Origin of the sequence: Heyndrickxia faecalis, from assembly GCF_040267745.1 — a bacterium.
Lineage (GTDB): Bacteria > Bacillota > Bacilli > Bacillales > Bacillaceae_C > Weizmannia > Weizmannia faecalis.
The window spans coordinates 321,230-346,164 of the sequence record NZ_CP158453.1; the positions used below are offsets into that span (position 1 = coordinate 321,230).

General features: G+C 47.6%; 21 protein-coding genes, 13 tRNA genes and 3 rRNA genes. 34 read left to right on the plus strand and 3 right to left on the minus strand.

Going from position 1 to position 24,935, the window contains the following annotated elements:
- Positions 1-259: 259 nt before the first annotated feature.
- Entirely contained in the window at positions 260-880 is a 621-nt protein-coding gene (locus ABR335_RS01495; RefSeq protein WP_014096801.1) for a LysE family transporter, read from the minus strand.
- 401 nt (positions 881-1,281) lie between these two features.
- Here ABR335_RS01495 and ABR335_RS01500 point away from each other — a divergent pair, with 401 nt between their 5' ends.
- The 3 genes from ABR335_RS01500 to ABR335_RS01510 all read left to right on the plus strand — a co-directional run bounded on the left by ABR335_RS01500 (position 1,282) and on the right by ABR335_RS01510 (position 5,102).
- Entirely contained in the window at positions 1,282-1,638 is a 357-nt protein-coding gene (locus tag ABR335_RS01500; RefSeq protein WP_350346426.1) for a hypothetical protein, read from the plus strand.
- 273 nt (positions 1,639-1,911) lie between these two features.
- The gene (locus ABR335_RS01505) at positions 1,912-3,222 is read left to right on the plus strand and encodes a transposase family protein (protein ID WP_013858128.1); all 1,311 of its coding nucleotides are present in this window, start codon (positions 1,912-1,914) and stop codon (positions 3,220-3,222) included.
- 365 nt (positions 3,223-3,587) lie between these two features.
- Complete coding sequence (locus ABR335_RS01510) at positions 3,588-5,102, plus strand: DEAD/DEAH box helicase (RefSeq protein ID WP_350346427.1); 1,515 nt, start codon at positions 3,588-3,590, stop codon at positions 5,100-5,102.
- Positions 5,103-5,338: 236 nt separating this feature from the next.
- Here ABR335_RS01510 and ABR335_RS01515 read toward each other — a convergent pair whose 3' ends face one another.
- Positions 5,339-5,938 carry a rhomboid family intramembrane serine protease gene (locus ABR335_RS01515; RefSeq protein ID WP_026684330.1) on the minus strand — a complete coding sequence of 200 codons (600 nt, stop codon included), beginning with the start codon at positions 5,936-5,938 and terminating at the stop codon, positions 5,339-5,341.
- Positions 5,939-6,218: 280 nt separating this feature from the next.
- On the opposite strand from ABR335_RS01515, the gene acpS reads away from it, so the two are divergent.
- The 14 genes from acpS (at position 6,219) to ABR335_RS01585 (ending at position 17,459) form a co-directional block, all read left to right on the plus strand.
- Positions 6,219-6,569: a holo-ACP synthase gene (gene acpS / locus ABR335_RS01520; RefSeq protein ID WP_350346428.1), complete on the plus strand. Its 351-nt coding sequence runs from the start codon at positions 6,219-6,221 to the stop codon at positions 6,567-6,569.
- A gap of 140 nt (positions 6,570-6,709) precedes the next feature.
- Positions 6,710-7,726, plus strand: a complete 1,017-nt coding sequence (locus ABR335_RS01525; protein WP_061574533.1) for a LolA family protein — start codon at positions 6,710-6,712, stop codon at positions 7,724-7,726.
- Positions 7,727-7,926: 200 nt separating this feature from the next.
- Complete coding sequence (gene alr, locus ABR335_RS01530; protein ID WP_350346429.1) at positions 7,927-9,078, plus strand: alanine racemase; 1,152 nt, start codon at positions 7,927-7,929, stop codon at positions 9,076-9,078.
- Between the two features lie 152 nt (positions 9,079-9,230).
- Positions 9,231-9,509, plus strand: a complete 279-nt coding sequence (locus ABR335_RS01535; RefSeq protein ID WP_014096808.1) for a CopG family ribbon-helix-helix protein — start codon at positions 9,231-9,233, stop codon at positions 9,507-9,509.
- Positions 9,510-9,513: 4 nt separating this feature from the next.
- Positions 9,514-9,864 (plus strand): type II toxin-antitoxin system PemK/MazF family toxin, encoded by a 351-nt coding sequence (locus tag ABR335_RS01540; RefSeq protein ID WP_013860680.1) that lies wholly within the window; start codon positions 9,514-9,516, stop codon positions 9,862-9,864.
- Between the two features lie 490 nt (positions 9,865-10,354).
- Positions 10,355-11,182, plus strand: a complete 828-nt coding sequence (locus tag ABR335_RS01545) for an RsbT co-antagonist protein RsbRA (protein ID WP_014096809.1) — start codon at positions 10,355-10,357, stop codon at positions 11,180-11,182.
- Positions 11,183-11,185: 3 nt separating this feature from the next.
- The gene (locus ABR335_RS01550) at positions 11,186-11,542 is read left to right on the plus strand and encodes an STAS domain-containing protein (RefSeq protein ID WP_014096810.1); all 357 of its coding nucleotides are present in this window, start codon (positions 11,186-11,188) and stop codon (positions 11,540-11,542) included.
- A gap of 4 nt (positions 11,543-11,546) precedes the next feature.
- Entirely contained in the window at positions 11,547-11,948 is a 402-nt protein-coding gene (locus ABR335_RS01555) for an anti-sigma regulatory factor (RefSeq protein ID WP_014096811.1), read from the plus strand.
- A gap of 13 nt (positions 11,949-11,961) precedes the next feature.
- Entirely contained in the window at positions 11,962-12,972 is a 1,011-nt protein-coding gene (locus ABR335_RS01560) for a PP2C family protein-serine/threonine phosphatase (protein WP_017551130.1), read from the plus strand.
- A gap of 69 nt (positions 12,973-13,041) precedes the next feature.
- Positions 13,042-13,377, plus strand: a complete 336-nt coding sequence (locus ABR335_RS01565) for an anti-sigma factor antagonist (protein ID WP_026104587.1) — start codon at positions 13,042-13,044, stop codon at positions 13,375-13,377.
- Between the two features lie 3 nt (positions 13,378-13,380).
- Positions 13,381-13,851 (plus strand): anti-sigma B factor RsbW, encoded by a 471-nt coding sequence (rsbW, locus tag ABR335_RS01570; RefSeq protein WP_014096814.1) that lies wholly within the window; start codon positions 13,381-13,383, stop codon positions 13,849-13,851.
- Entirely contained in the window at positions 13,829-14,608 is a 780-nt protein-coding gene (sigB, locus tag ABR335_RS01575; protein ID WP_014096815.1) for an RNA polymerase sigma factor SigB, read from the plus strand. Before rsbW ends, sigB begins: the two co-directional genes overlap by 23 nt.
- Before the next feature lie 5 nt (positions 14,609-14,613).
- On the plus strand, positions 14,614-15,207 hold the full coding sequence (locus tag ABR335_RS01580) for a PP2C family serine/threonine-protein phosphatase (protein WP_017551129.1): 594 nt from the start codon (positions 14,614-14,616) through the stop codon (positions 15,205-15,207).
- Between the two features lie 74 nt (positions 15,208-15,281).
- Complete coding sequence (locus tag ABR335_RS01585) at positions 15,282-17,459, plus strand: Tex family protein (RefSeq protein WP_110134257.1); 2,178 nt, start codon at positions 15,282-15,284, stop codon at positions 17,457-17,459.
- A gap of 22 nt (positions 17,460-17,481) precedes the next feature.
- Here ABR335_RS01585 and cmpA read toward each other — a convergent pair whose 3' ends face one another.
- Positions 17,482-17,598 carry a cortex morphogenetic protein CmpA gene (gene cmpA / locus ABR335_RS01590; RefSeq protein ID WP_088775937.1) on the minus strand — a complete coding sequence of 39 codons (117 nt, stop codon included), beginning with the start codon at positions 17,596-17,598 and terminating at the stop codon, positions 17,482-17,484.
- Positions 17,599-17,748: 150 nt separating this feature from the next.
- Here cmpA and ABR335_RS01595 point away from each other — a divergent pair, with 150 nt between their 5' ends.
- The 17 genes from ABR335_RS01595 to ABR335_RS01675 all read left to right on the plus strand — a co-directional run bounded on the left by ABR335_RS01595 (position 17,749) and on the right by ABR335_RS01675 (position 24,860).
- The gene (locus ABR335_RS01595) at positions 17,749-18,240 is read left to right on the plus strand and encodes a SprT family protein (protein ID WP_014096818.1); all 492 of its coding nucleotides are present in this window, start codon (positions 17,749-17,751) and stop codon (positions 18,238-18,240) included.
- 111 nt (positions 18,241-18,351) lie between these two features.
- Positions 18,352-18,426, plus strand: a tRNA-Asn gene (locus ABR335_RS01600).
- 4 nt (positions 18,427-18,430) lie between these two features.
- Positions 18,431-18,521, plus strand: a tRNA-Ser gene (locus ABR335_RS01605).
- A gap of 21 nt (positions 18,522-18,542) precedes the next feature.
- A tRNA-Glu gene (locus ABR335_RS01610) sits at positions 18,543-18,614 on the plus strand.
- A gap of 24 nt (positions 18,615-18,638) precedes the next feature.
- A tRNA-Asp gene (locus ABR335_RS01615) sits at positions 18,639-18,714 on the plus strand.
- Between the two features lies 1 nt (position 18,715).
- Positions 18,716-18,790: transfer RNA gene (locus ABR335_RS01620), tRNA-Gln, on the plus strand.
- Positions 18,791-18,795: 5 nt separating this feature from the next.
- Positions 18,796-18,871: transfer RNA gene (locus ABR335_RS01625), tRNA-Lys, on the plus strand.
- 7 nt (positions 18,872-18,878) lie between these two features.
- Positions 18,879-18,960 (plus strand) — tRNA-Leu (locus tag ABR335_RS01630).
- Positions 18,961-18,975: 15 nt separating this feature from the next.
- A tRNA-Gly gene (locus ABR335_RS01635) sits at positions 18,976-19,050 on the plus strand.
- Between the two features lie 61 nt (positions 19,051-19,111).
- Positions 19,112-19,196: transfer RNA gene (locus ABR335_RS01640), tRNA-Leu, on the plus strand.
- A 5-nt stretch (positions 19,197-19,201) separates the two neighbouring features.
- Positions 19,202-19,275: transfer RNA gene (locus ABR335_RS01645), tRNA-Arg, on the plus strand.
- A 136-nt stretch (positions 19,276-19,411) separates the two neighbouring features.
- A tRNA-Pro gene (locus ABR335_RS01650) sits at positions 19,412-19,485 on the plus strand.
- A gap of 7 nt (positions 19,486-19,492) precedes the next feature.
- Positions 19,493-19,566: transfer RNA gene (locus ABR335_RS01655), tRNA-Gly, on the plus strand.
- Positions 19,567-19,686: 120 nt separating this feature from the next.
- Positions 19,687-21,240, plus strand: a 16S ribosomal RNA gene (locus ABR335_RS01660).
- A gap of 165 nt (positions 21,241-21,405) precedes the next feature.
- Positions 21,406-24,338 (plus strand): 23S ribosomal RNA (locus ABR335_RS01665).
- A 316-nt stretch (positions 24,339-24,654) separates the two neighbouring features.
- A 5S ribosomal RNA gene (gene rrf, locus ABR335_RS01670) occupies positions 24,655-24,770 on the plus strand.
- Together the 16S, 23S and 5S rRNA genes with 13 tRNA genes alongside form the textbook arrangement of a ribosomal RNA operon.
- Positions 24,771-24,786: 16 nt before the next feature.
- A tRNA-Met gene (locus ABR335_RS01675) sits at positions 24,787-24,860 on the plus strand.
- Positions 24,861-24,935 lie beyond the last annotated feature (75 nt).

Below are 24,935 nucleotides of genomic sequence, written 5' to 3' on the forward strand. Positions count from 1 at the left end.
GAAAAGGCGAAAAAGATTCAGAAAAAGCGAAAGAACTGGCGAAAAGCCGGAAAAATCCGGCGCATTTCGAAAAACGCGGTATAAATGAAAGGATTCCATGCCCACTTCAGAAATCATCCCTTTATTTGAAAAAAAGGTGACTGAATCGGCAAAAAGGGCCGGACGGTAAAAAAGCGGGCGGAAAGCAAGAACGTGCTGATTTTTTCCGGAAAACCAGCGAAAAGGTACAAGAGTTCGGCGGGACTTTTGTTTGCTTATGCTACAGACTCTTGACCGCCTGAATGCCGAAATAAATGCCGAAACCGACAAGAGACAGGCCGGACAGCCTCGAAATGAAAAGAATCAAACGGTTGGTTAGCAGTTTTCCGAAGCTGCTTGAGACGGCAGCCATCGAAAAATCCCACAGCGCCACTCCGATAAAGATGGCCAGGCTGTAGAGGAGAAACTGCTGCGGGCCTACAGATTCAGCTGTTTTTGCAAGCACGGAACCGTAAACGCCGAGCCAGAATAAAATGGTGAGCGGATTGGTCAGAGACATCAGAAAACCGGTCAGGAATGATTTGGACAATTTTTCTTTGTTTCTCATCAAACCGGAAATCGGCTGATTGGCTGCAATCATGCTTTCAATGCCGGTGTATGTAAGGACAAAGCATCCGAAAAACCAAAGGAATGATTTTACAAATCCGATGCTGAGCAAATGGACGACACCGAGATAAACGAGCAGCATATACAAACCGTCCGCTGCCATGGCACCGATTCCGAGCAGCCATGAGTGGAGAAAGCCATTTTTAATCCCCTTGTCAATTTGAGCGGCATTCACCGGCCCGATCGGCGCAGCAAGCGACAGCCCAAGAAAAATATAACTAATCATGCTTTCCATCATTTTCCTCAGCCTTTCCATCATGCGATTGATATATTTGTATTCAGAAACCATAGCCTGTACAACTAATAAAAGCAAAATGGATGCCATAAATGAAAAAATGAACCCAAACGATGAAAGTGCATAAACAGAGTCGATGGGTTAAAAGTGCGCCATTATTCTTCCATGGATTGCTTTTCTGTCCATGGCTTCTAAAAGGGTTTGATCGAATGATGGATGGAAAAGCAGGCACGGGAATTGAAAATGATCATTTTTTTGTTTCAGCGGTTTAAAAATTTGAAGCCTATGTCCCTTTATTTTTTCGCTCATTTGCTCCTTCGAGTAAAATATTACCGATACAAAGAACGAGCAAAGAAAGCACCAAGCATATGGTTTAAAATAAATAGAAAGGATGTGCTAAATTGAAAATAAAAATTATAGAGTGGATTTCCAAAGAAGCTTTAGAAGCTGAAGTAATCGTGACGGATGGAGAAACCGAAATCAGATGCTTTGCCCAACCGTTAAATTACACAGAAGGCTATGTATTAAAGAACCCGATTTACTGTTTGAATGTTTCTGATCTGATGAAGGCGGAAAGGCCAAAGTACACAATTGAAAAACTGGATGAATATTTTTCCTATATTTTTACAGGGAAATTAGTGTATAAAGAGAAAGTGATGGTTGGCAAATTTATTCTAGAACTGGATAATGAAATACCCGGAGATATAAATGATGGCGATTTTATCACTTTTTTGTGCCAAAGATTAGATATCTTTTAGAAAAATTGTATAGCGGCGACCATTGTACCGAAAAATTGAAAGTCCCAAAATGATTGTGAAAAAACCACGGCTCCAGCTCTGAGGAGTAAAAATTTTTCGTGATAATTTAAGTATTCCCCCCCAAAAATACGGCCAAATATGTAATAATTTAAATAATTAGAGCTTGCTGGACGAATATTTTGGCATGGCTTAGTGACAAGTCGAATACAAGCTAAAATTTGATTCGTTCAGCAAGCCCTAATTAAACTTGGCTGTTTTGAGGGGGTTTTTATTTTGGTTACTAGAAAAGAAAAAAGAAATCGTGAAAAAGAAGCAAATTATTTTTTCGAGTTCCTTAAAATTCAGAAGCATTTTTTCAAAGACCTGATGAATAACCTAAAAAAGGTAGCAGACCACCGACATCAAAGCTATATCACTTATGGTCCAGAGGTCCTTTTATTTACGATGATGTTGAAAAATATGACCGGCCTAAAATCCATGAGAAACATGAGTGAGAGTTTTAATAAAGAAGAATGTATTAAAAATGTAGGGAAGGTGTTAGGCTTAGATTCTCTTGAAGAACTTCCACATTATGATACAATTAACGACTTTTTATCTGGCTTAGATGTAAATGAATTAGAAAAAATTAGAACGTATATGATTAAAGAATTATTGAAAAAAAGGTCTCTCGAGTCTTATCGAATTGAAGGAAAGTACTGGGGTGTCATCATTGATGGAACTGGATTACACACCTTTCATGAGAAACATTGTAAACACTGCCTGAGACGGGCATATACAAATAAAGAAACAGGAGAAACGAACGTACTTTATATGCACCATGTACTTGAAGCCAAGCTTGTCGTGGGGGATATGGTCTTCAGTATTGCCTCCGAATTTATCGAAAATGAATCAGAAAATGTTTCTAAGCAAGATTGTGAATTAAAAGCCTTCGACAGGCTGGCAAAGAAAATAAAAAAAATATTTAAAAGACTACCGATTTGTATCTTGGGAGATAGTCTCTATGCATGTGAAACGGTATTTAATCTGTGCAGGGCGCACAAATGGAAATATATATGCAGATTTAAGGAAGGGAGAATTAAAAGTATCTCGACGGAGTTTAAGGCAATAAAAGAGCTGGAACAAAGTAAGGATCAGAATTCATTAGTTTGGGTGAATGATATTGCCTACAAAGACAGAACGGTCAATCTGATGGAGGCCACAATGAAAACAGAGGATGGGAAATCGAAAGAGTATGTATTTATAACGGATATTAAAATCACGAAAAAGAACGTGGAACGACTCATCGCTGCAGGAAGAAGCCGCTGGAAGATTGAAAATCAAGGATTTAACGAACAAAAAAATAATCGTTACAATATAGAACATGCCAATAGCCAAAACTACACAGCCATGAAAAATCATTATTTATTAGTTCAAATAACAGATATTATTAGACAGCTGTTTGAAAAAGGTTCGTCAATCTTAAAAGCACTCAAAAAAACGGCAAAAGAAAAATCCTCAAATCTGTTGGAATCGTTTCGGACACGCATTTTAACAGACGAGGATTTCACCCATTTAAGTAAGCCAATACAAGTAAGGTTTACTTAATGGTTATATTATAGCAAAGGATGTGATGTAAAAAAAGGTTTTTTTGAAGTTATCCACAATTTTAAAAAAGAAATTTGCAAATTCGGCTCTTTTTGACTTTGAAAGCAGAAAAAATAGATGGAAAAATTTTCTAAATGTGGATAAGTCATTTTATCATAAAACATCTAAAAATTGATGAATTTACTCTTCAGAACTGCCACGGCTCCATATTCGTTGAAATCTTGCCGTATTCATGTTACGATTACCGTACATCGTTTACGCTTTTAGCTGACAATGCTCAAAAGAGTATATTTTTTTGCCGAAAAGGGTAAAACCCTAAGGAAGACATGCGGCCCTGTTGAACGTTTAGAAGGAGATTGAGAAGATTGACGAAGTTTTCAGAATTAAATTTAAGCCCGGCGATTTTAAAAGCTGTGAAAAGAATGGGATTTGAAGAGGCATCGCCGATTCAGGCAGCCACCATTCCGCTCACCATGCAAGGGAAGGATATTATCGGCCAGGCGCAGACAGGTACGGGAAAAACTGCAGCATTTGGCATACCGTTAATTGAAAAGATTGATCATAGAAGCCGTAATATTCAAGGAATCATTATCGCGCCAACCCGCGAGCTTGCCATTCAGGTATCTGAAGAATTGTACCGGATCGGCCAGGATTCGCGCGTTCATGTGCTGGCTGTTTATGGCGGCCAGGATATTTCGCGTCAGATCCGTGCGCTGAAGAACCATCCGCAAATTATTGTCGGAACACCGGGACGGATTCTTGACCATATACACCGGGGAACCTTGAAACTCGACCATGTGCATACGCTTGTGCTTGACGAAGCGGATGAAATGTTGAATATGGGCTTTATTGATGACATTGAAGCCATTCTTTCTACCGTGCCGAAAGACCGCCAAACGATGCTGTTCTCGGCAACCATGCCGGATCCGATCCGGAAAATTGCCGAACGCTTCATGAACAACCCGGAACTTGTCCGTGTGAAAGCAAAAGAAATGACCGTTCCGTCTATTGAACAATACTACGTCAAAGTCCAGGAACGCGAAAAATTCGATGTATTGTCAAGGCTTTTGGATGTACAGTCTCCGGACCTTGCGATTGTGTTTGGGCGCACGAAGCGGAGAGTTGATGAACTGGCGAATGCCCTGAACTTGCGCGGCTATCTTGCAGAAGGTATCCACGGTGATTTGAGCCAGGCGAAACGCTTATCGGTACTCCGGAAGTTTAAAGACGGGAAAATTGATGTGCTTGTTGCCACCGATGTTGCCGCACGCGGGCTGGATATCTCGGGTGTAACCCATGTTTACAATTACGATATTCCGCAGGATCCGGAATCCTATGTGCACCGGATCGGAAGAACGGGCCGTGCCGGACGGGAAGGCATGGCAATGACCTTTGTCACGCCGCGGGAAATGGGCTATCTCAAAACGGTTGAACAGACAACGAAAAAGAGAATGCTCCCGATGCGCCCGCCGACCTGGGATGAAGCGTTTGAAGGGCAGCAGCGCGTCACCATGGAACGGATCGGGGAAACCATCAAAGAAGGCAATATTGATGAATATATGTCGGTAGCGAAGGAGCTGCTTGCAGAATATGACCCGGCTGAGGTCACGGCAGCTGCTTTGAAACTGATGACGAAAGAGCCGGATAAAACACCGGTTCATATTTCAGAAGAACGGCCGCTTCCGCATAAAAAAGACCATAGCAGACGGGGCAAGCCTGCAGGGTCCTACAAAGGGTCTTACAATAAGGGAAGAAAGCCGAGAAGAACAACAACAAACCGCAAACCATTTCAACCAAACGAAGGCGGGGCCAAAAAAATAGAGCATCATCAGCTTTACGAGCGGGTCGGTTTGTATCCGGCTGCGACTCTTTACAAGTAAAAATGCCGGTATGGCAAAAGTTGCCGGCGCCCCATTAAAAAAGCAACGGCAGCTCCCGTTGCTTTTTTTAAAGCGGAAGAATCCGCTTTTTTTCGTAAAAGCCTTTCCCCCGAGCAGCACGCCGGTAATGCGGCTGAAAAGAATTGGCTTTTTTTAAAGCGGAAGAATCCGTTTTTTTCGTAAAAGTCATTCCCCCGAGCAGCACGCCGGCAATGAGTCCGGAGAATTGACTTTTTCTAAGCAGGAGAAGCCGCTTTTCTTTGCAAAAGCATGCCTCCGAGCAGCATGCCGGCAACGAGTCCGGAAAGATGGGCTGTGTGGTTGGCACCAGGCTGCATCATAGCCGTTACAACGGAAATGACCGCAATCGATAAAATGGTTTGCCGGCTTGTTTTTGGCACATCTTCCCCGACCCAGACAAGGGCGACATATGCGCCGATCAGGCCGAACAGGGCACCGCTCGCACCGGCATGGGAATAGGTAAGCGGAAGCAGAAAAAAAGAAGCGAGATTGGCGCAGCATCCGCAGCCCAAATATAACAGGATAAACTTCCATTTTCCGGCCAGCCGTTCGAGACAGGGGCCGAGCAGCAAGAGGGAGAAGGAATTCAACAGCAGGTGGCTGAAATCAATATGGACAAAAACAGGGGAGACAAGCCGCCATATTTCCCCTTGGGCAATATAAAGGTTCACACCGGACAGTGCTTCATAAAGGGTTTGTGTTGGTAAAACCGGAAGCCGCATGGCCGCAAACAGGAGGCACTGGGCCAGGAAAATGGCAGATACGACGGGATAGGAACCGATAAAAGCGGAAAAGCGGATCGGGCGGATCAGCATTGCAAATACTCCTTTCAATGGAAAAGCTCTATTTATACATATGCCGGAAATGACGAATTAGACGTCCGGTTTGCTTCTAACCGCAACCGCCAGCAGGATGGAAAAAGGGATAGCCCAAATCCGGCTCGTATTTTCAAAAAGGGCCGAACCGCCATCATGGATACCAGCAGAACGATTTACCGGCGCATATTTTCACGGAAGGCAGAGGCACCGCAGCAGTGTGAAAATCGGGTATCGGAAATTTTGTGGTTTATACTCTGGAAAAACAGAAGGTGAGCACATGATCAAAGGCATTGGCATTGACATTGTCGAGCTTGAAAGGATAAAAAAGCTGTATGAACGACAGCCGCGGTTCCCGGGGCGGATTTTAACAAAAGCGGAGCAGCAACAGTTCGGCAAATTGGCAGAAAAAAGGAAAATTGAATTCCTTGCCGGCAGATTTGCGGCGAAAGAAGCATATTCCAAAGCTTTTGGCACGGGGATCGGGGGCGCGTTATCTTTTCAGGAAATTGAAATCGCAAAAGATAAGAACGGCCGCCCGTATTTTTCAAAGCCGGCAGGGCCCCGCGCCCATTTGTCGATCACGCACAGCCGTGAATATGCATTCGCCCAAGTGATGCTGGAAGACTGAAGCTATAACGTTTTTTCAATTCCCCATCATACAGGCCCGGGTTGTCTCATATATTCAAAGTAAGAGAGGAGAGACAAGGCACGGGCTTTTGATGAAGCCTTTCTCTTCATAAGATTTGAGACAATAAAGGGGTTGAAAGGATGAAGAGAAAGTACTGGGTTTTGTTTGCGGCTCTGTTTGTTATTTTTCTGCTTTCCGCCTGCGGAGCGAAAAAACCGCAGGATGTGGCCGGAAAATTAAATGAAAAAGTGGAGAAGATGGACGGCTACAAGCTGAATGCGAAAATGACGCTTGAAACGGGCAATGAACCGCGGACATACAATATTGAAGTTTGGCACAACCGGCCGGGATATTACCGTGTCAACCTGAAAAATGCGGGCGAGGGGCAAAGCCAGATGATTTTGCGCAATAAAGAAGGCGTGTTTGTGGTCACGCCCGCCCTCAACAAAAGCTACAAATTTCAAAGCGACTGGCCGAACAACACAAGCCAGGCGTACCTTTATGAATCGCTTGTGAAAGACATATTGAAAGATAAAGAGGCAAAGATGACGGTGAAAAAGAACCGATATGTGTTTGAGACGAAGACACGCTATCAAAATCATAAGATGCTGCCGTACCAGCAAATTACTTTTGACAAAAGGACGCTTGCACCAGTCAGTGTGAAAGTGATGGACACGGACCGCAATACGCTTGTCAGTGTGCTTTTTACAAAAGTGGATTTTAATGCAAAATTCGACAGCAACGCGTTTGACACGAAAAAAAATATGACAGGAGCGAAACTCGAAGTGCCGGTGGATGGAAAAGTCGGCAACAAAGAGTTTTCGGTAAAATATCCAACGGCAAAAATCGGGGGAACGACGCTGCTCGATGAACAGGAAGTTGCCGTTGCAAACGGTAAGCGCGTTATTTTGACCTATACGGGCGATAAAACGTATACGCTGATTGAGGAAAAGGCAGAGGTACTTCCAGCTGCTTCCACAGAACCGATTCCTGCAAACGGGGAAATGGCGGATCTCGGGTTTGCGTTCGGGATCAAGACAGGTGACTCCCTGTCCTGGACGGTGAACGGTGTCGAATACACGCTTGCCTCCAAATCGCTATCGGCTGCGGAAATGATGGAAGTCGCCCAGTCTGTCGGAGGAGAACCGGAAAAATAAAATGCGGATAACCCGTTCGTAAGCACAAAAAGCACAAGCCCGCAGCCATTCTCTGCGGGTTTTTTTCTTGAAGGGGTTTAGCACGTCTCTTCCGGCAACCCGCCCCAAACCGGATTGATAAGACTTCCTTTTAAAAACCATTGACAACGCGGTCTGCGCGTTCGATAATCATGATATGGAATGATAAAGGAAGTGTAATCATGGCTTTTTACCGGGATACATGGGTGGAAGTCGATTTGGATGCCATTTCGGAAAATGTCGGAAATATGCGCCGCCTTTTGCCGGAGCATACGCAAATCATTGCGGTTGTAAAAGCCAATGCTTACGGGCACGGCGCGGAATATGTGGCGAAAACCGCGCTTGCATCCGGGGCTTCAGCGCTTGCGGTTGCATTTTTGGACGAGGCGCTCGCGTTGCGAAAAAAAGGGATTACCGCCCCGATGCTTGTTTTGGGGGCAACCCGTCCGGAAGATGCCGGAATTGCGGCTGAAGAAAACATCTCCCTGACTGTTTTTCAAAGAGACTGGCTGGAGGAAGCAAGCCGGCATTTAACCGGGCGGAAACTGTCCGTCCATATTAAATGCGATACCGGAATGGGCCGGATTGGCGTAAGAACCGTGCAGGAATTAAAAGAAGTGGAAAAAATCGCAAACCAAACACCATGTTTCTCTTTTGAAGGGATCTTTACCCACTTTGCGACAGCGGATGAAATTGATACGGCTTTGTTTGAAAAGCAGTACAGCCGGTTTCAGGATATGGTTTTAAACCTCGAAACCCGCCCGCCGTATGTGCACTGCGCAAACAGCGCCGCCGCTTTGAGATTTGACCAGTCTCCGTTTAATGCTGTCCGTTTCGGCATTGCGATGTACGGGCTCTCCCCTTCGCCCGAAATCAAGCCGGTTTTGCCGTTTCCGTTAAAAGAGGCGTTCTCCCTCCATACAAAGGTCACGCATGTGAAACAAATCCATGCCGGGGATACGGTGAGTTACGGCGCAACCTATCAGGCTTCCGGCGATGAATGGATCGCCACGCTTCCGATCGGATATGCGGATGGCTGGATCCGCAGGCTCTCAGGTCAGGAAGTGATCATCGGCGGGGAAAGAGCGCCTATTGTCGGCAGGATTTGCATGGATCAGTGCATGGTAAGGATCCCCCGTCCGGTTGCTGTCGGGACAAAAGCAACGCTGATTGGAAAACAGGGGGATTTGTCCGTTCCTGTTGATGAAATTGCCAAAAAGCTCGATACCATCAACTATGAGGTGACCTGTTCCATTTCAAGCCGGGTCCCGCGCGTTTTCCGGAAAAACGGGAACGATGCCGCGGGCGTGTCGAATCCGGTCCTTGAAGGGTGAAAAATGTTTTGGCGAATTTTGAATAATGGCATGATTTTTTTGCCGATAATAGACAGGAATGGTGATTTGGCCTTTGCATATAGTGTATTTGATGGTATGATGAAAAGGGAATGGAAAGTAGAAACGGTGTCTAGTGCGTGGAGGTGTAGCAGGTGTCTGAACCTATTTCAACAGAAATTTTAGTCCGCTTGCCGCAGCAGCTGTTGACGGAATTGGACGGATTTGCTGAAACTGAAAATATGAATCGCAATGAATTAATTTACCGTGCCACAAAAATGTATTTAAAAGAACGGAAAAAACGCCAAATCCGCGAAACGATGAGGCGTGGTTACATGGAAATGGCAAAAATTAATTTGGCGATTGCCTCCGAAGCGATCCAGGCTGAATACGAAGCAGAACATACAGTTGAAAGCCTAGTAAGCGGGGGGTAATCCTTTGATTGTTAAGCGTGGAGACGTGTACTTCGCCGATCTATCTCCGGTGGTCGGCTCCGAGCAGGGAGGCGTACGTCCTGTCCTCATTTTACAAAACGACATTGGAAACCGTTTTAGCCCCACTGTCATTGTTGCCGCGATAACAGCGCAAATCCAGAAAGCAAAATTGCCCACGCATGTGGAAATTGATGCAAAGCGTTACGGTTTGGAAAGGGATTCTGTGATATTGCTTGAACAAATACGCACAATCGATAAACAACGCTTAACGGATAAGATTACGCATCTTGATGAAGAAGTCATGGAAAAAATTGACGACGCCCTGCAAATCAGCCTGGGACTGGTCGAATTTTAGGAACGCTCTTTTTAAAGGGCGTTTTTTCATTCGGCAGGCTTTGCCATTCTTAAAATAAGCTGGAACAAAAGAGAGATCATCCCGTCGCCCGTTTTAGCATATTTTTTCACGTGCTGCGGTCAAACATGCGAAACCCACCTTCAAAAAAAATACAACGAATGTGGTTTAACCCTATCTGAAAACGGGTATATGATAACGCTATAAGATAAACCGAAGAAAATTTCCGGAAAAATGCTGCTTTTGCCCGATTTCTGTGCCATTTACATAAAAAATATTTTCCGGTTGCCGGCAAAAACAGATATAATAACTTATAAATCAAATGGATTTTTCTGTGTTTTTTCAACAAACCGGTTCAGAAAAAAGCCATCCGCCGGGGCGAAAGGCAGCAGTTCATTTGTTTTTGTGCAAGTCTTCCGGAAAAGCCCGGCATGTCTAAAGCAGGCTGTCAAAGAAGGGCGCTTCAAACTGTTCGGAGGAAAGAGGGTTGATCATGCAATCATATTTAGCGAAATTTATACCAGAACATAAAGATGAAATACTGGATGAATGGATGAAAAGCATGAAAGCAAAAGGCGGTGCCCCGTTTCATTTTGATGAAGGGGTGGTGTTTGAAAAAACAAGCCGGGATTTTGTCGAAGTGATTCTTGCGCGGTTGACGAAAGGCAATCACGAATACGAGAAACAGCTCGGCGAGTTTTCCGAAAGAATCGTGACACTGGGCTGGCCGCTCACTTTTGCAACGACTGGCATTCAAATTCTCGGGGATATTGTTTACAACCTGATGATGAATAACAACCCGGATGTCGTGTTTGAAAAGCACCAGGAATTTTGGGAAATCTTCCGGGAATGGACCAATGCCGTTCAAAATGAATTTGTCAATGCCTACACCACCATCTGGGAAAAAACCATTTCGCTTCAGCAAAGTGCGTTAAAGGAATTGTCCGCCCCCTTGATTCCGGTGTTTGACAAAATTGCCGTCCTTCCATTAGTCGGCACCATTGACTCGGAAAGGGCAAGACAGATTATGGAAAACCTGCTGTACGGCATTGTGAAAAACAAGTCGGAGGTGGTACTGATCGACATTACGGGCGTGCCAGTTGTTGATACGGTTGTTGCCCATCATCTCATTCAGGCGGCAAATGCTGTCCGGCTTGTCGGCTCCCGCTGCATGCTTGTCGGCATCCGTGCTGAAATTGCACATACGTTAACAAATTTGGGAATCAAATTAAATCATATTACAACAACGAGTACACTGCAAAGAGGAATTGAACAGGCTCTTGAAATGACAGGGAGGAAAATCGTAGAATGGGAGGGTTGATTGATGCGCATACCCATTTTAAAGCTGGGAAACTGCCTGCTGGTCTCGATCCAATGGGAGCTTGATGACCAGACAGCTTTGGAGTTTCAGGAAGATTTGCTTAAAAAAATATACGAAACGAATGCAAGCGGTGTTGTCATCGACATCACCTCTATCGATTTTATTGACTCATTCATCGCAAAAGTGCTGGGCGATGTGGTCAATATGTCCAAAATGCTGGGCGCAAAAGTGGTCATCACCGGAATCCAGCCTGCAGTCGCCATTACCCTGATCGAGTTGGGAATTACGATGGAGGGCGTCATGACGGCACTGGATTTGGAAAGCGGCCTGGAGAAATTAAAACAGGAATTGGGGGACTAGCTGTATGGATAACCATTCCTGTGTAAAAATTTTGAATGAGTGGGATATTGTGGCCGCCCGCCAGCTTGGGAGAAACATTGCAAGGGAGCTCCATTTCGGTGCTGTCGACCAGGCAAGAATCACAACGGCCATCAGCGAACTCGCCCGCAATATTTTTATATACGCAGGACAAGGGGAAATCCGGATTGAGAAAGTTCTGCAAGACGGGAAAAAAGGGCTGAAAGTGATCGCTACAGATAAAGGGCCGGGGATTGAAAATATCCGGAAAGTAATGGAAGACGGCTATTCCACATCCGGAGGGCTTGGGGCAGGCCTGCCGGGAGTAAGACGCCTGATGGACGAATTTGATATCGTTTCGGCGCCGAATGAGGGAACAACCGTTACCGCAATCAAGTGGATACGATGATAGGAGGAAAAAGATGGATTTCCGCGATGCAATGGAGCAGGAATATAAAGAGATTCTCAGCCATTTTTTACAGCATCCGGATGAACAGGCGCTGTACCAGTGCGAGAAGTTCAGCCGCAAACTGATTGAAAACCGGATCTCTCCTGAAGACATGATTATGTGCCACCGCTCTGTTTTGCAGCAAATCGAACCCGGGCTTTCCAAAACGGTGCAGCAGTCCTTTGATGTCCTGCTGGAAGTTATGCTTGCCTACGGGCTCGTTTACAGGGAACAGCAAAGCCTCCGGACAAAACAAAAAGAACTGAAGAGCGAAATTGAGATTGCTGCGGGCATGCAGCAAACCCTGCTCAAGGCGAATGTCCCGGAGCAGGATGGCATTGATATTGGCGTGATCAGCATGCCGGCCAAACAAATGAGCGGCGATTATTATCATTTTATTGAAGATGAGAACCGCCGTATCGGCATTGCAATCGCGGATGTGATCGGGAAAGGGATCCCGGCGGCGCTCTGCATGTCCATGATCAAATACGCGATGGACAGTTTGCCGGAATACAGCCACCAACCCCATATCATTTTGGAAAATCTGAACCGCGTCGTTGAACAGAATGTCGACCCGAGTATGTTTATCACGATGTTTTACGGTATGTATGACCCGGTAGTACATAAGTTCTCCTACGCATCCGCCGGGCACGAGCCCGGTTTTTACTATCATGCGGAAACGGATGAATTTGAGGATTTAATCGCAAAAGGGCTGCTTTTGGGCATTGAAAAAAAATCGAAGTATCATGAATATATAAAAGATGTACAGCTCGGCGATATGATTGTGCTGTTGTCAGACGGTGTAACGGAATGCCGGACAAAGGAAGGATTTGTCAGCCGGGAAACGATTACCGGCCTGATCCGGAAAAATATTCGCAAGAGCGCACAGGAAATCGTGGAAAATGTGTACAGGGAGCTGGAAAGATGGCAGGAATTTGAATTGTGTGATGATTTTACCTTGCTGATTTTAAAAAGAACTGCCTAAAAGCAGGTTTGCCATCAGCCCGGAAAGGGTATGAACCACTTAGTGATGAATGTTAAAGAGGTGAAAGAAATGGACTTTGCAGTAGATGTAAAGGAAAAGGAAAGTCAAAATACCTTAAACGTAACCATTTCGGGGGAAATTGACGCATTTACAGCTCCAAAATTAAGAGAAGCATTTGAACCATATGAAGGAAAAGCAGGTTTGGAAGTTTTAATAGATTTAACCAATGTTTCATATATGGACAGCACCGGGCTGGGTGTTCTGGTCGGTTTGTTTAAAAGCTTGCGGGCAAACGGTGGGATGCTCACGTTGACGGGGCTTTCCGACCGTTTGAAACGGCTGTTTGATATTACAGGCCTTTCCGACATCATGAAGATTAATACCGAAATAGAAGGTGGAGTGTGAGACATGGAGGAGTTTGATCATATCAGTATGAAAATCCCTGCCAAAGCGGAATATGTCGGAGTCATCCGCCTCACCATTTCCGGTATTGCAAGCCGCATGGGATTTGATTACGAACTCATCGAGGATTTGAAGATCGCCGCGAGCGAAGCTATTACCAATGCTGTCCAGCATGCCTATAAGGACAAGGAGGACGGGGAAGTCAGCATCGATTTCAGCCTCTATCCGGACCGCCTTGAAGTCATGGTTTCCGATAACGGAGACAGTTTTGATCTGGAAAAAGTAAGGGAACTTGCTGGGCCTTACACGGAAGATGTGCAGATCGAATTTATGAGAGAAGGAGGATTGGGCCTTTATCTCATTGAAAGTTTAATGGATGAAGTCCGCATACATTATGATGGCGGGATTACAGTCATGATGACCAAGTACCTTCAAGGGGAGCAGGTGGAGACGAATGTCAAAACTGCCTCAACCTGATCAGATTGATGTCAATCAATTGATACAATCTTTTCAGCAAAACGGCGACAAAGAGGCGCAGGAAATACTTGTCGCGCACTACCAGAAACTTGTGGAGTCGCTTGCCCGCAAATATTCGAAAGGAAGAGCCTACCAGGAGGACATTTTCCAGGTGGGGATTATCGGCCTGCTCGGCGCCATTCAGCGCTTTGACCCGAATATTGGAAAAAGCTTTGAATCCTTTGCGATTCCGACCATCATCGGAGAAATTAAGCGGTTTTTGAGAGACAAAACATGGAGTGTCCACGTCCCCCGAAGGATTAAAGAACTCGGCCCGCGGATTAAATCCACTGTTGAAAAACTGACGAACGAACTGCAACGCTCGCCAAAAATCGCTGAAATTGCTGCACATCTTGAAATCTCAGAAGAAGAAGTGCTGGAAGCAATGGAAATGAGCAAAAGCTACCACGCACTTTCCGTTGACCATTCGATTGAGTCGGATTCAGACGGCAGTACCGTGACCCTGCTGGATATGGTTGGCAGTGAAGATGACGGATATGAAAAAGTCAACCAGCGGCTTGTGCTTGAAAAAGTGTTGCACGTACTGAGCGAGAGGGAACGCCAGGTCATCCACTACACGTATATTGAAAATTTAAGCCAGAAGGACACAGGTGAGAAATTGGGGATTTCGCAAATGCACGTCTCGCGCCTGCAACGCCGTGCGATCAAAAAACTGCGGGACGCCATAGAAGGTGAACTGCAACATGTGGAGAATTAGCCATTATGAATTATCTTAGTTCAAAGCAAGTAGAAGTATATGGATTTCAGACAACAAAGGCCGGCCGGGACCTGTGCGGAGACGCCTATTTTATGAAGGCAACGGATGACTATTTCCTCTGTGTGCTGGCAGACGGGCTGGGGAGCGGGGAATTTGCCTACTACTCTTCCCAGGCTGTTGCGAAAGTCGTGAAAGAACAATCGGATGACGATGTTGACACGCTGATGGACGCATGCAATCGTGCTTTGTACCGGAAGCGGGGCGCAGCGGTTGCCATTTTCAAAGCCTGTTTTAAATCACGCCAATTTGTTTACAGCTGTGTCGGCAACATCCGCTTTTTTATGGTGGCACCGGGCGGCAAACTGACTTATCCGATCCCGATTACCGGGTACTTGTCCGGCAAGCCGCAGCAATTCAAAACCGAGATTTTTGACTATGAACCGGGTTCCAGGTTCGTCATCCATTCAGACGGCGTGAAAGAGCGGAATGTCCAATCTTTTTTGAAGAAATGTGAGTCTATCGAACGGATTGCCGACCAGTTAAAAGAACAACAGACCATGGATGACGACGCTACATTTATTATTGGGAGCTTGCAGTAAAGGCAAGCTTTTTTATTTTGCAATTTTTTTCAGCCCGTAAAGCATGATAAAATAACAGAAGAGTAATCAGAAGTGTGGTGTTTAATTTGGAAGAAAAACAGGCAAGGCTTATCAGCCAGCTGGGAAAAGAATTGCAGTTCCCGGAAAAGAGCATCCGGAATGTCATCGGTTTGCTGGAAGACGGCAATACCGTTCCTTTTATTGCCCGTTACCGGAAAGAAATGACCGGTGCGCTCGATGAAGTGCAGATCCGTGACATTATGGAGCGGTGGAACTATTTGCAAAATCTTGAGCAGCGAAAAGAGGAAGTCATCCGCCTGATCGATGAGCAAGGAAAATTAACAGAAGAGCTGAAAGGGAAAATTTTACAGGCAGAAAAGCTTCAGCTGGTAGAAGACCTCTACCGCCCGTATAAACAAAAACGCCGGACAAGGGCCACGATTGCAAAGGAAAAAGGGCTGGAACCGCTGGCCCGCTGGATGCTTTCGTTTCCGGCTGAAGGCGACCTGGATGCTGAACTGGCAGCGTACGTATCAGCGGAAAAGCAGGTGGCATCTGCCGAAGAAGCATTGCAGGGTGCAAAAGATATAATTGCCGAAATGGTTTCGGATGAGCCGAAATACCGCGGCTGGATCCGCGGCCAAACGTTTAAAACAGGCGTGATGGCAAGCACCGTCAAAGACGAGGAAAAAGATGAGAAGAAAGTATACGAAATGTATTACGCCTACGAAGAACCGGTCCGCAAAATCGTTCCCCACCGCGTGCTTGCCCTTAACCGCGGCGAAAAAGAAAACATTTTGCGCGTATCCATTGAGGCCGACACCGAGCGGATTTTGGCGTATTTGAACCGGCAAGTGATCCGAAGTGAAGCCTCCATTACATCAGGCATCGTCAAGGAAGCGGTGGAAGATGGCTATAAACGGCTAATTGAGCCCGCCATTGAAAGGGAAATCCGCAACGAACTGTCCGAAAAAGCGGAAGACCGGGCGATCCATATTTTTGCCGAAAATTTAAGGAACCTGCTTCTTCAGCCGCCTTTAAAAGGAAAAACGGTGCTCGGGGTTGACCCGGCGTACCGAACCGGCTGCAAACTCGCAGTCGTGGATGAAACGGGCAAAGTGCTGAAAATCGGCGTGATTTACCCGCATCCGCCAAAACCGAAAACAGAAGAAGCCAAAGCGATTGTAAAAAGCATCATCCGGGATTTTAAGGTGGAGGTCATTGCGATCGGAAACGGCACAGCCTCACAGGAAACCGAGCAATGGATTGCCGGTATTTTAAAAGAAATAGAAGAAGATGTTTCCTATGTGATCGTCAATGAAGCGGGGGCAAGCGTCTACTCTGCATCCGACCTTGCCCGCAAAGAATTTCCGGATTTGCATGTTGAAGAACGGAGCGCCGTCTCCATCGCCCGCAGGCTCCAGGACCCGCTGGCAGAGCTTGTGAAAATCGATCCGAAATCGGTCGGTGTCGGGCAGTACCAGCATGACGTTTCGCAAAAGAAACTGAATGAATCGCTCACTTTCGTCGTTGAAACAGCCGTCAACCAGGTCGGTGTCGATGTCAATACCGCATCCCCGTCTCTTTTGCAATATGTGTCCGGGCTCAGCAGCACTGTAGCGGGCAATATTGTAAAATTCCGCGATGAGAACGGCAAATTTAAAAACCGGGCCGAATTGAAAAAGATTCCCCGCCTCGGCGCAAAAACATACGAACAAAGTATCGGCTTTCTCCGCATACCGGATGGGGAAGAACCACTTGATAAAACACCGATCCACCCGGAAAGCTACGATGCGGCCAGATCTTTGCTGAATGAACTGGGCATGACGACAGCGGATATCGGTACAGAAAAGCTGATCCAATCGCTCGAAACACTGTCTGTCCCGGAAATGGCAAAGACACTCGGCATCGGCGAACTGACCCTGCAAGATATTTTCGAAGCCTTGAAAAAACCGGGCCGCGACCCGCGTGATGAACTGCCAAAACCGCTTTTGAAAAAGGATATTATGAAACTGGAAGATCTGAAACCGGGGATGGAGATGCAAGGAACCGTCCGGAATGTCGTCGATTTCGGGGCGTTTGTCGATGTCGGCGTGAAAGAAGACGGGCTTGTCCATATTTCAAAATTAAGTAAAGGTTTTGTTAAACATCCGCTTGATATCGTCTCAGTCGGCGATATTGTTACCGTATGGGTGGAGAAAGTGGACGTCCAAAAAGGAAGATTATCGCTCACCATGCTTCCAAATGATTAAAAGTGAAAAGAAGATGCGCCAGTTACACGCGCATCTTCTTTTCATTGTAAAAAAACCAGCATTCATTCAGCAGTTTAATTTCACTGCGCCTTTTCTCGCAAAAAGCTCTCCGTATTTGGTTTTGAAACCATACCGGCACACAAACGCCCCCTTGTTCCTGAATGCTGAAACAAAACCAATCCCCCCGCACTTTTACTAAAGTATATGCTATAATAACTTGTCATGTGAAAAGAAAAGCGCAGGTGCCCGCGGCATCCATTTTTCATTATGAGTAAGGAGGCATACGGCCATGGATAACAAGGAATTGCAAGGCCTTGTGGAAAAAATATCAATGGAGTATTTTCACAAACCTTTCCGGCATGCAGCCTCATTTAATCCCCGGCTGCGGACCACCGGGGGAAGATATTTGTTAAAAAGCCACAATATCGAAATCAATAAAAAATATTTAGAAGAACTCGGAGAAAAAGAGCTGATCGGCATTATCAAACACGAACTTTGCCATTACCATCTTCATCTGGAAGGGAAAGGGTACAGGCACCGGGATGCGGACTTCAAACAATTGTTAAAGGAAACGGACGCGCCCCGCTATTGTGCCGTGCTGCCGAGTAAAGCAGCTTCCCGCATGATCAGCCGCCCGTCCCCGCGTTACGAATATGTCTGTACGGAGTGTGGCATCCTGTATAAAAGGCAAAGAAAGGTCAACACCAACCGGTACGTTTGCGGGAGATGCGGTGGAAAACTGGTGCTGCACAAAACGTATGCTGAACCGGGCCGGAAATAATGGGCATGCAGCATCTTCGAAACAAGCTTTAAAAATAAATTTTAAAACAGGGTTGACACCTTCGTGTCCCGTCATTATAATGTTAAGAGTCGACAAGATGTTGCTTGTTATTCCGCAGTAGCTCAGTGGTAGAGCAATCGGCTGTTAACCGATCGGTCGTAGGTTCGAATCCTACCTGCGGAGCCATTTTGGGGAAGTACTCAAGTGGCTGAAGAGGCGCCCCTGCTAAGGGCGTAGGTCGCGTAAGCGGCGCGAGGGTTCAAATCCCTCCTTCTCCGCCATACATACAAAGCAGTCATCGCGGCCCGTTGGTCAAGCGGTTAAGACACCGCCCTTTCACGGCGGTAACACGGGTTCGAATCCCGTACGGGTCATTTGAAATTTATCATATCATGAGTGGTTCCGTAGTGTAGCGGTTATCACGCCTGCCTGTCACGCAGGAGATCGCGGGTTCGATTCCCGTCGGAACCGCCATTGGGCCATAGCCAAGCGGTAAGGCAACGGACTTTGACTCCGTCATGCGCTGGTTCGAATCCAGCTGGCCCAGCCATTTTTGAGCCATTAGCTCAGTTGGTAGAGCATCTGACTTTTAATCAGAGGGTCGCAGGTTCGAATCCTGCATGGCTCACCATTTATCCGCGGGTGTGGCGGAATTGGCAGACGCACCAGACTTAGGATCTGGCACCGCACGGCGTGGGGGTTCGACTCCCTTCACCGGCATTGATTTGATAAATCGCGGAAGTAGTTCAGTGGTAGAACATCACCTTGCCAAGGTGGGGGTCGCGGGTTCGAATCCCGTCTTCCGCTCCATAAAAAGTAGTTGACATCCATAAAAGGTTTTGATATAATATAAAGGTGTCAAGTTAATAACGCGGTCGTGGCGGAATGGCAGACGCGCTAGGTTGAGGGCCTAGTGGGAGTTAAATCCCGTGGAGGTTCAAGTCCTCTCGGCCGCATTTACGCGCCCATAGCTCAATTGGATAGAGCGTTTGACTACGGATCAAAAGGTTAGGGGTTCGACTCCTCTTGGGCGCGCTATTTTTTCATGCAAAAAAGATCTGTTAACAGCTGCGTAAAAGGCTCCAGAGCTTACCGGGCAGTTGAAAACTTTATAAAAAACAGGCCTTTTCTTATTATAAGTTGGTTTGATAGTTTTTAGACCAGGGAAATGCGGGAAATAGCTCAGCTTGGTAGAGCACATGGTTTGGGACCATGGGGTCGCAGGTTCGAATCCTGTTTTCCCGATTTGCATGCGGGTGTAGTTTAGTGGTAAAACCACAGCCTTCCAAGCTGTTGTCGTGGGTTCGATTCCCATCACCCGCTCCAAATTTTATGTTGACAGTGACTTGTTGTAATGTTATACTAAATAAGTTGCTAATTGAGATTGTTCCTTGAAAACTGGACAAAACGAAACGTCAAATTCTTTTTGAGCTTTTATCAAACATCTTTACTGAGAGTTTGATCCTGGCTCAGGACGAACGCTGGCGGCGTGCCTAATACATGCAAGTCGTGCGGACCTTTTAAAAGCTTGCTTTTAAAAGGTTAGCGGCGGACGGGTGAGTAACACGTGGGCAACCTGCCTGTAAGATCGGGATAACACCGGGAAACCGGGGCTAATACCGGATAGTTTTTTCCTCCGCATGGAGGAAAAAGGAAAGACGGCTTTTGCTGTCACTTACAGATGGGCCCGCGGCGCATTAGCTTGTTGGTGGGGTAACGGCTCACCAAGGCAACGATGCGTAGCCGACCTGAGAGGGTGATCGGCCACATTGGGACTGAGACACGGCCCAAACTCCTACGGGAGGCAGCAGTAGGGAATCTTCCGCAATGGACGAAAGTCTGACGGAGCAACGCCGCGTGAGTGAAGAAGGCCTTCGGGTCGTAAAACTCTGTTGCCGGGGAAGAACAAGTGCCGTTCGAACAGGGCGGCGCCTTGACGGTACCCGGCCAGAAAGCCACGGCTAACTACGTGCCAGCAGCCGCGGTAATACGTAGGTGGCAAGCGTTGTCCGGAATTATTGGGCGTAAAGCGCGCGCAGGCGGCTTCTTAAGTCTGATGTGAAATCTTGCGGCTCAACCGCAAGCGGTCATTGGAAACTGGGAGGCTTGAGTGCAGAAGAGGAGAGTGGAATTCCACGTGTAGCGGTGAAATGCGTAGAGATGTGGAGGAACACCAGTGGCGAAGGCGGCTCTCTGGTCTGTAACTGACGCTGAGGCGCGAAAGCGTGGGGAGCAAACAGGATTAGATACCCTGGTAGTCCACGCCGTAAACGATGAGTGCTAAGTGTTAGAGGGTTTCCGCCCTTTAGTGCTGCAGCTAACGCATTAAGCACTCCGCCTGGGGAGTACGGCCGCAAGGCTGAAACTCAAAGGAATTGACGGGGGCCCGCACAAGCGGTGGAGCATGTGGTTTAATTCGAAGCAACGCGAAGAACCTTACCAGGTCTTGACATCCTCTGACCTCCCTGGAGACAGGGCCTTCCCCTTCGGGGGACAGAGTGACAGGTGGTGCATGGTTGTCGTCAGCTCGTGTCGTGAGATGTTGGGTTAAGTCCCGCAACGAGCGCAACCCTTGACCTTAGTTGCCAGCATTCAGTTGGGCACTCTAAGGTGACTGCCGGTGACAAACCGGAGGAAGGTGGGGATGACGTCAAATCATCATGCCCCTTATGACCTGGGCTACACACGTGCTACAATGGATGGTACAAAGGGCTGCGAGACCGCGAGGTTAAGCCAATCCCAGAAAACCATTCCCAGTTCGGATTGCAGGCTGCAACCCGCCTGCATGAAGCCGGAATCGCTAGTAATCGCGGATCAGCATGCCGCGGTGAATACGTTCCCGGGCCTTGTACACACCGCCCGTCACACCACGAGAGTTTGTAACACCCGAAGTCGGTGAGGTAACCTTTATGGAGCCAGCCGCCGAAGGTGGGACAGATGATTGGGGTGAAGTCGTAACAAGGTAGCCGTATCGGAAGGTGCGGCTGGATCACCTCCTTTCTAAGGAATAAAAGGAAAACTTCATTTTCCAAAATTAAGTTTGATGTTTCCGTTTTGTCCAGTTTTGAAGGTTCAATCCTTCAACATGTGTTCTTTGAAAACCGGATAGGAGAAATAAACCAAGTAAACTGAGAATCGCTTATTTTTGGATTTAAACCTTTTTATGGTTAAGTTAGAAAGGGCGCACGGTGGATGCCTTGGCACTAGGAGCCGATGAAGGACGGTACAAACACCGATATGCTCCGGGGAGCTGTACGTAAGCTTTGATCCGGAGATTTCCGAATGGGGAAACCCCCTGTCTTTAATCGGACAGGATTCCTGCCTGAATCCATAGGGCAGGAAGGGCACACCCGGGGAACTGAAACATCTCAGTACCCGGAGGAAGAGAAAGCAATTGCGATTTCCCAAGTAGCGGCGAGCGAACAGGAAACAGCCCAAACCGGAAGGCTTGCCTTCCGGGGTTGTAGGACACTCATATGGGAGTTACAAAAGAACGGGGTAAGTGAAGCGGCTTGGAAAGGCCTGCCGGAGAAGGTAAAAGCCCTGTAACTGACACTTCGTTCTCTCCCGAGTGGATCCTGAGTACGGCGGGACACGAGGAATCCCGCCGGAATCCGGGAGGACCATCTCCCAAGGCTAAATACTCCCTAGTGACCGATAGTGAACCAGTACCGTGAGGGAAAGGTGAAAAGCACCCCGGGAGGGGAGTGAAAGAGATCCTGAAACCGTGTGCCTACAAGTAGTCAGAGCCCGTTAACGGGTGATGGCGTGCCTTTTGTAGAATGAACCGGCGAGTTACGGTCTCATGCAAGGTTAAGCTGAAGAAGCGGAGCCGCAGCGAAAGCGAGTCTGAACAGGGCGAAAGAGTATGAGGCCGCAGACCCGAAACCAGGTGATCTACCCATGTCCAGGGTGAAGGCAAGGTAACACTTGCTGGAGGCCCGAACCCACGCACGTTGAAAAGTGCGGGGATGAGGTGTGGGTAGCGGAGAAATTCCAATCGAACTTGGAGATAGCTGGTTCTCTCCGAAATAGCTTTAGGGCTAGCCTCAAGCGAAGAGTTTTGGAGGTAGAGCACTGTTTGGACGAGGGGCCCTCATCGGGTTACCGAATTCAGACAAACTCCGAATGCCAAAAACTTATGCTTGGGAGTCAGACTGTGAGTGATAAGATCCATGGTCGAAAGGGAAACAGCCCAGACCGCCAGCTAAGGTCCCAAAGTATACGTTAAGTGGAAAAGGATGTGGCGTTGCTTAGACAACCAGGATGTTGGCTTAGAAGCAGCCATCATTCAAAGAGTGCGTAATAGCTCACTGGTCGAGTGACGCTGCGCCGAAAATGTACCGGGGCTAAACGTATCACCGAAGCTGCGGATGGACACCATTTGGTGTCCGTGGTAGGAGAGCGTTCTAAGGGCGTTGAAGCCGGACCGGAAGGACCGGTGGAGCGCTTAGAAGTGAGAATGCCGGTATGAGTAGCGAAAGAAGGGTGAGAATCCCTTCCACCGAATGCCTAAGGTTTCCTGAGGAAGGCTCGTCCGCTCAGGGTTAGTCGGGGCCTAAGCCGAGGCCGAAAGGCGTAGGCGATGGACAACAGGTTGATATTCCTGTACCGCCTCTTCACCGTTTGAACGATGGGGGGACGCAGGAGGATAGGGCAAGCGCGACACTGGTTGATCGCGTCCAAGCAGTTAGGCCGGTGCGGAGGCAAATCCTTCGCGCCAAGGCGGAGCTGTGATGGTGAGGGAAATTTTAGTACCGAAGTTCCTGATTCCACACTGCCAAGAAAAGCCTCTAGTGAGGTGAAAGGCGCCCGTACCGCAAACCGACACAGGTAGGCGAGGAGAGAATCCTAAGGTGAGCGAGAGAACTCTCGTTAAGGAACTCGGCAAAATGACCCCGTAACTTCGGGAGAAGGGGTGCTTTTTGGGGTGTATGCCCCGGGAAGCCGCAGTGAATAGGCCCAGGCGACTGTTTAGCAAAAACACAGGTCTCTGCGAAGCCGCAAGGCGAAGTATAGGGGCTGACACCTGCCCGGTGCTGGAAGGTTAAGGAGAGGGGTTAGCCGTAAGGCGAAGCTCTGAACTGAAGCCCCAGTAAACGGCGGCCGTAACTATAACGGTCCTAAGGTAGCGAAATTCCTTGTCAGGTAAGTTCTGACCCGCACGAAAGGTGTAACGATCTGGGCACTGTCTCAACGAGAGACTCGGTGAAATTATAGTACCTGTGAAGATGCAGGTTACCCGCGACAGGACGGAAAGACCCCATGGAGCTTTACTGCAGCCTGATATTGAATTTTGGTACAGCTTGTACAGGATAGGTAGGAGCCTTGGAAACCGGAGCGCCAGCTTCGGCGGAGGCATCGGTGGGATACTACCCTGGCTGTATTGAAATTCTAACCCGCACCCCTTACCGGGGTGGGAGACAGTGTCAGGCAGGCAGTTTGACTGGGGCGGTCGCCTCCTAAAAGGTAACGGAGGCGCCCAAAGGTTCCCTCAGAATGGTTGGAAATCATTCGCAGAGTGTAAAGGCATAAGGGAGCTTGACTGCGAGACTTACAAGTCGAGCAGGGACGAAAGTCGGGCTTAGTGATCCGGTGGTTCCGCATGGAAGGGCCATCGCTCAACGGATAAAAGCTACCCTGGGGATAACAGGCTGATCTCCCCCAAGAGTCCACATCGACGGGGAGGTTTGGCACCTCGATGTCGGCTCATCGCATCCTGGGGCTGTAGTCGGTCCCAAGGGTTGGGCTGTTCGCCCATTAAAGCGGTACGCGAGCTGGGTTCAGAACGTCGTGAGACAGTTCGGTCCCTATCCGTCGCGGGCGCAGGAAATTTGAGAGGAGCTGTCCTTAGTACGAGAGGACCGGGATGGACGCACCGCTGGTGTACCAGTTGTCTTGCCAAAGGCATCGCTGGGTAGCTATGTGCGGAAGGGATAAGTGCTGAAAGCATCTAAGCATGAAGCCCCCCTCAAGATGAGATTTCCCACAGTTTATACTGGTAAGATCCCTGAAAGATGATCAGGTTGATAGGTCCGGGGTGGAAGCGCGGCGACGTGTGGAGCTGACGGATACTAATCGATCGAGGACTTAACCACGAAAAGCGGAAGCGCCTTGCTCATCGGCGTACGGATTTCGGAGCTTTCGACTGAGATAAAGGAAACACGGCGAGGTATCGAGCCGATGTTGACTTATCGTAGGGAGAAAGCGTAGAAATACGCTAGCCGATAGGCGCTGGAGCTGGACAACAGAAAAGCGGAGGTGCCTTACCAAAGGCGCTGAAGCTAGACCATTCTCAAAGTTAGAAATGCGTTCTCCGTTTACAGTTTTTTCTCCCATCCTGTTTTGAAGGAATACAATTATTTCTCTTGATAAATAACAGCAACTGTGTTATAATATTTCTTGTCATTAAGGTCCGGTGGCGATGGCGGAAAGGTCACACCCGTTCCCATCCCGAACACGGAAGTTAAGCTTTCCAGCGCCGATGGTAGTTGGGGGTTTCCCCCTGCGAGAGTAGGACGCTGCCGGGCCTGAATATATTATTATCGCGGGGTGGAGCAGTCTGGTAGCTCGTCGGGCTCATAACCCGAAGGTCGCAGGTTCAAATCCTGCCCCCGCAATCGATCAGAACAAGCAGTGGTTTGACTGCTTGTTCTTTATATTTTTCATCCTGTTTTTGCGTATTTGTCCAAAAT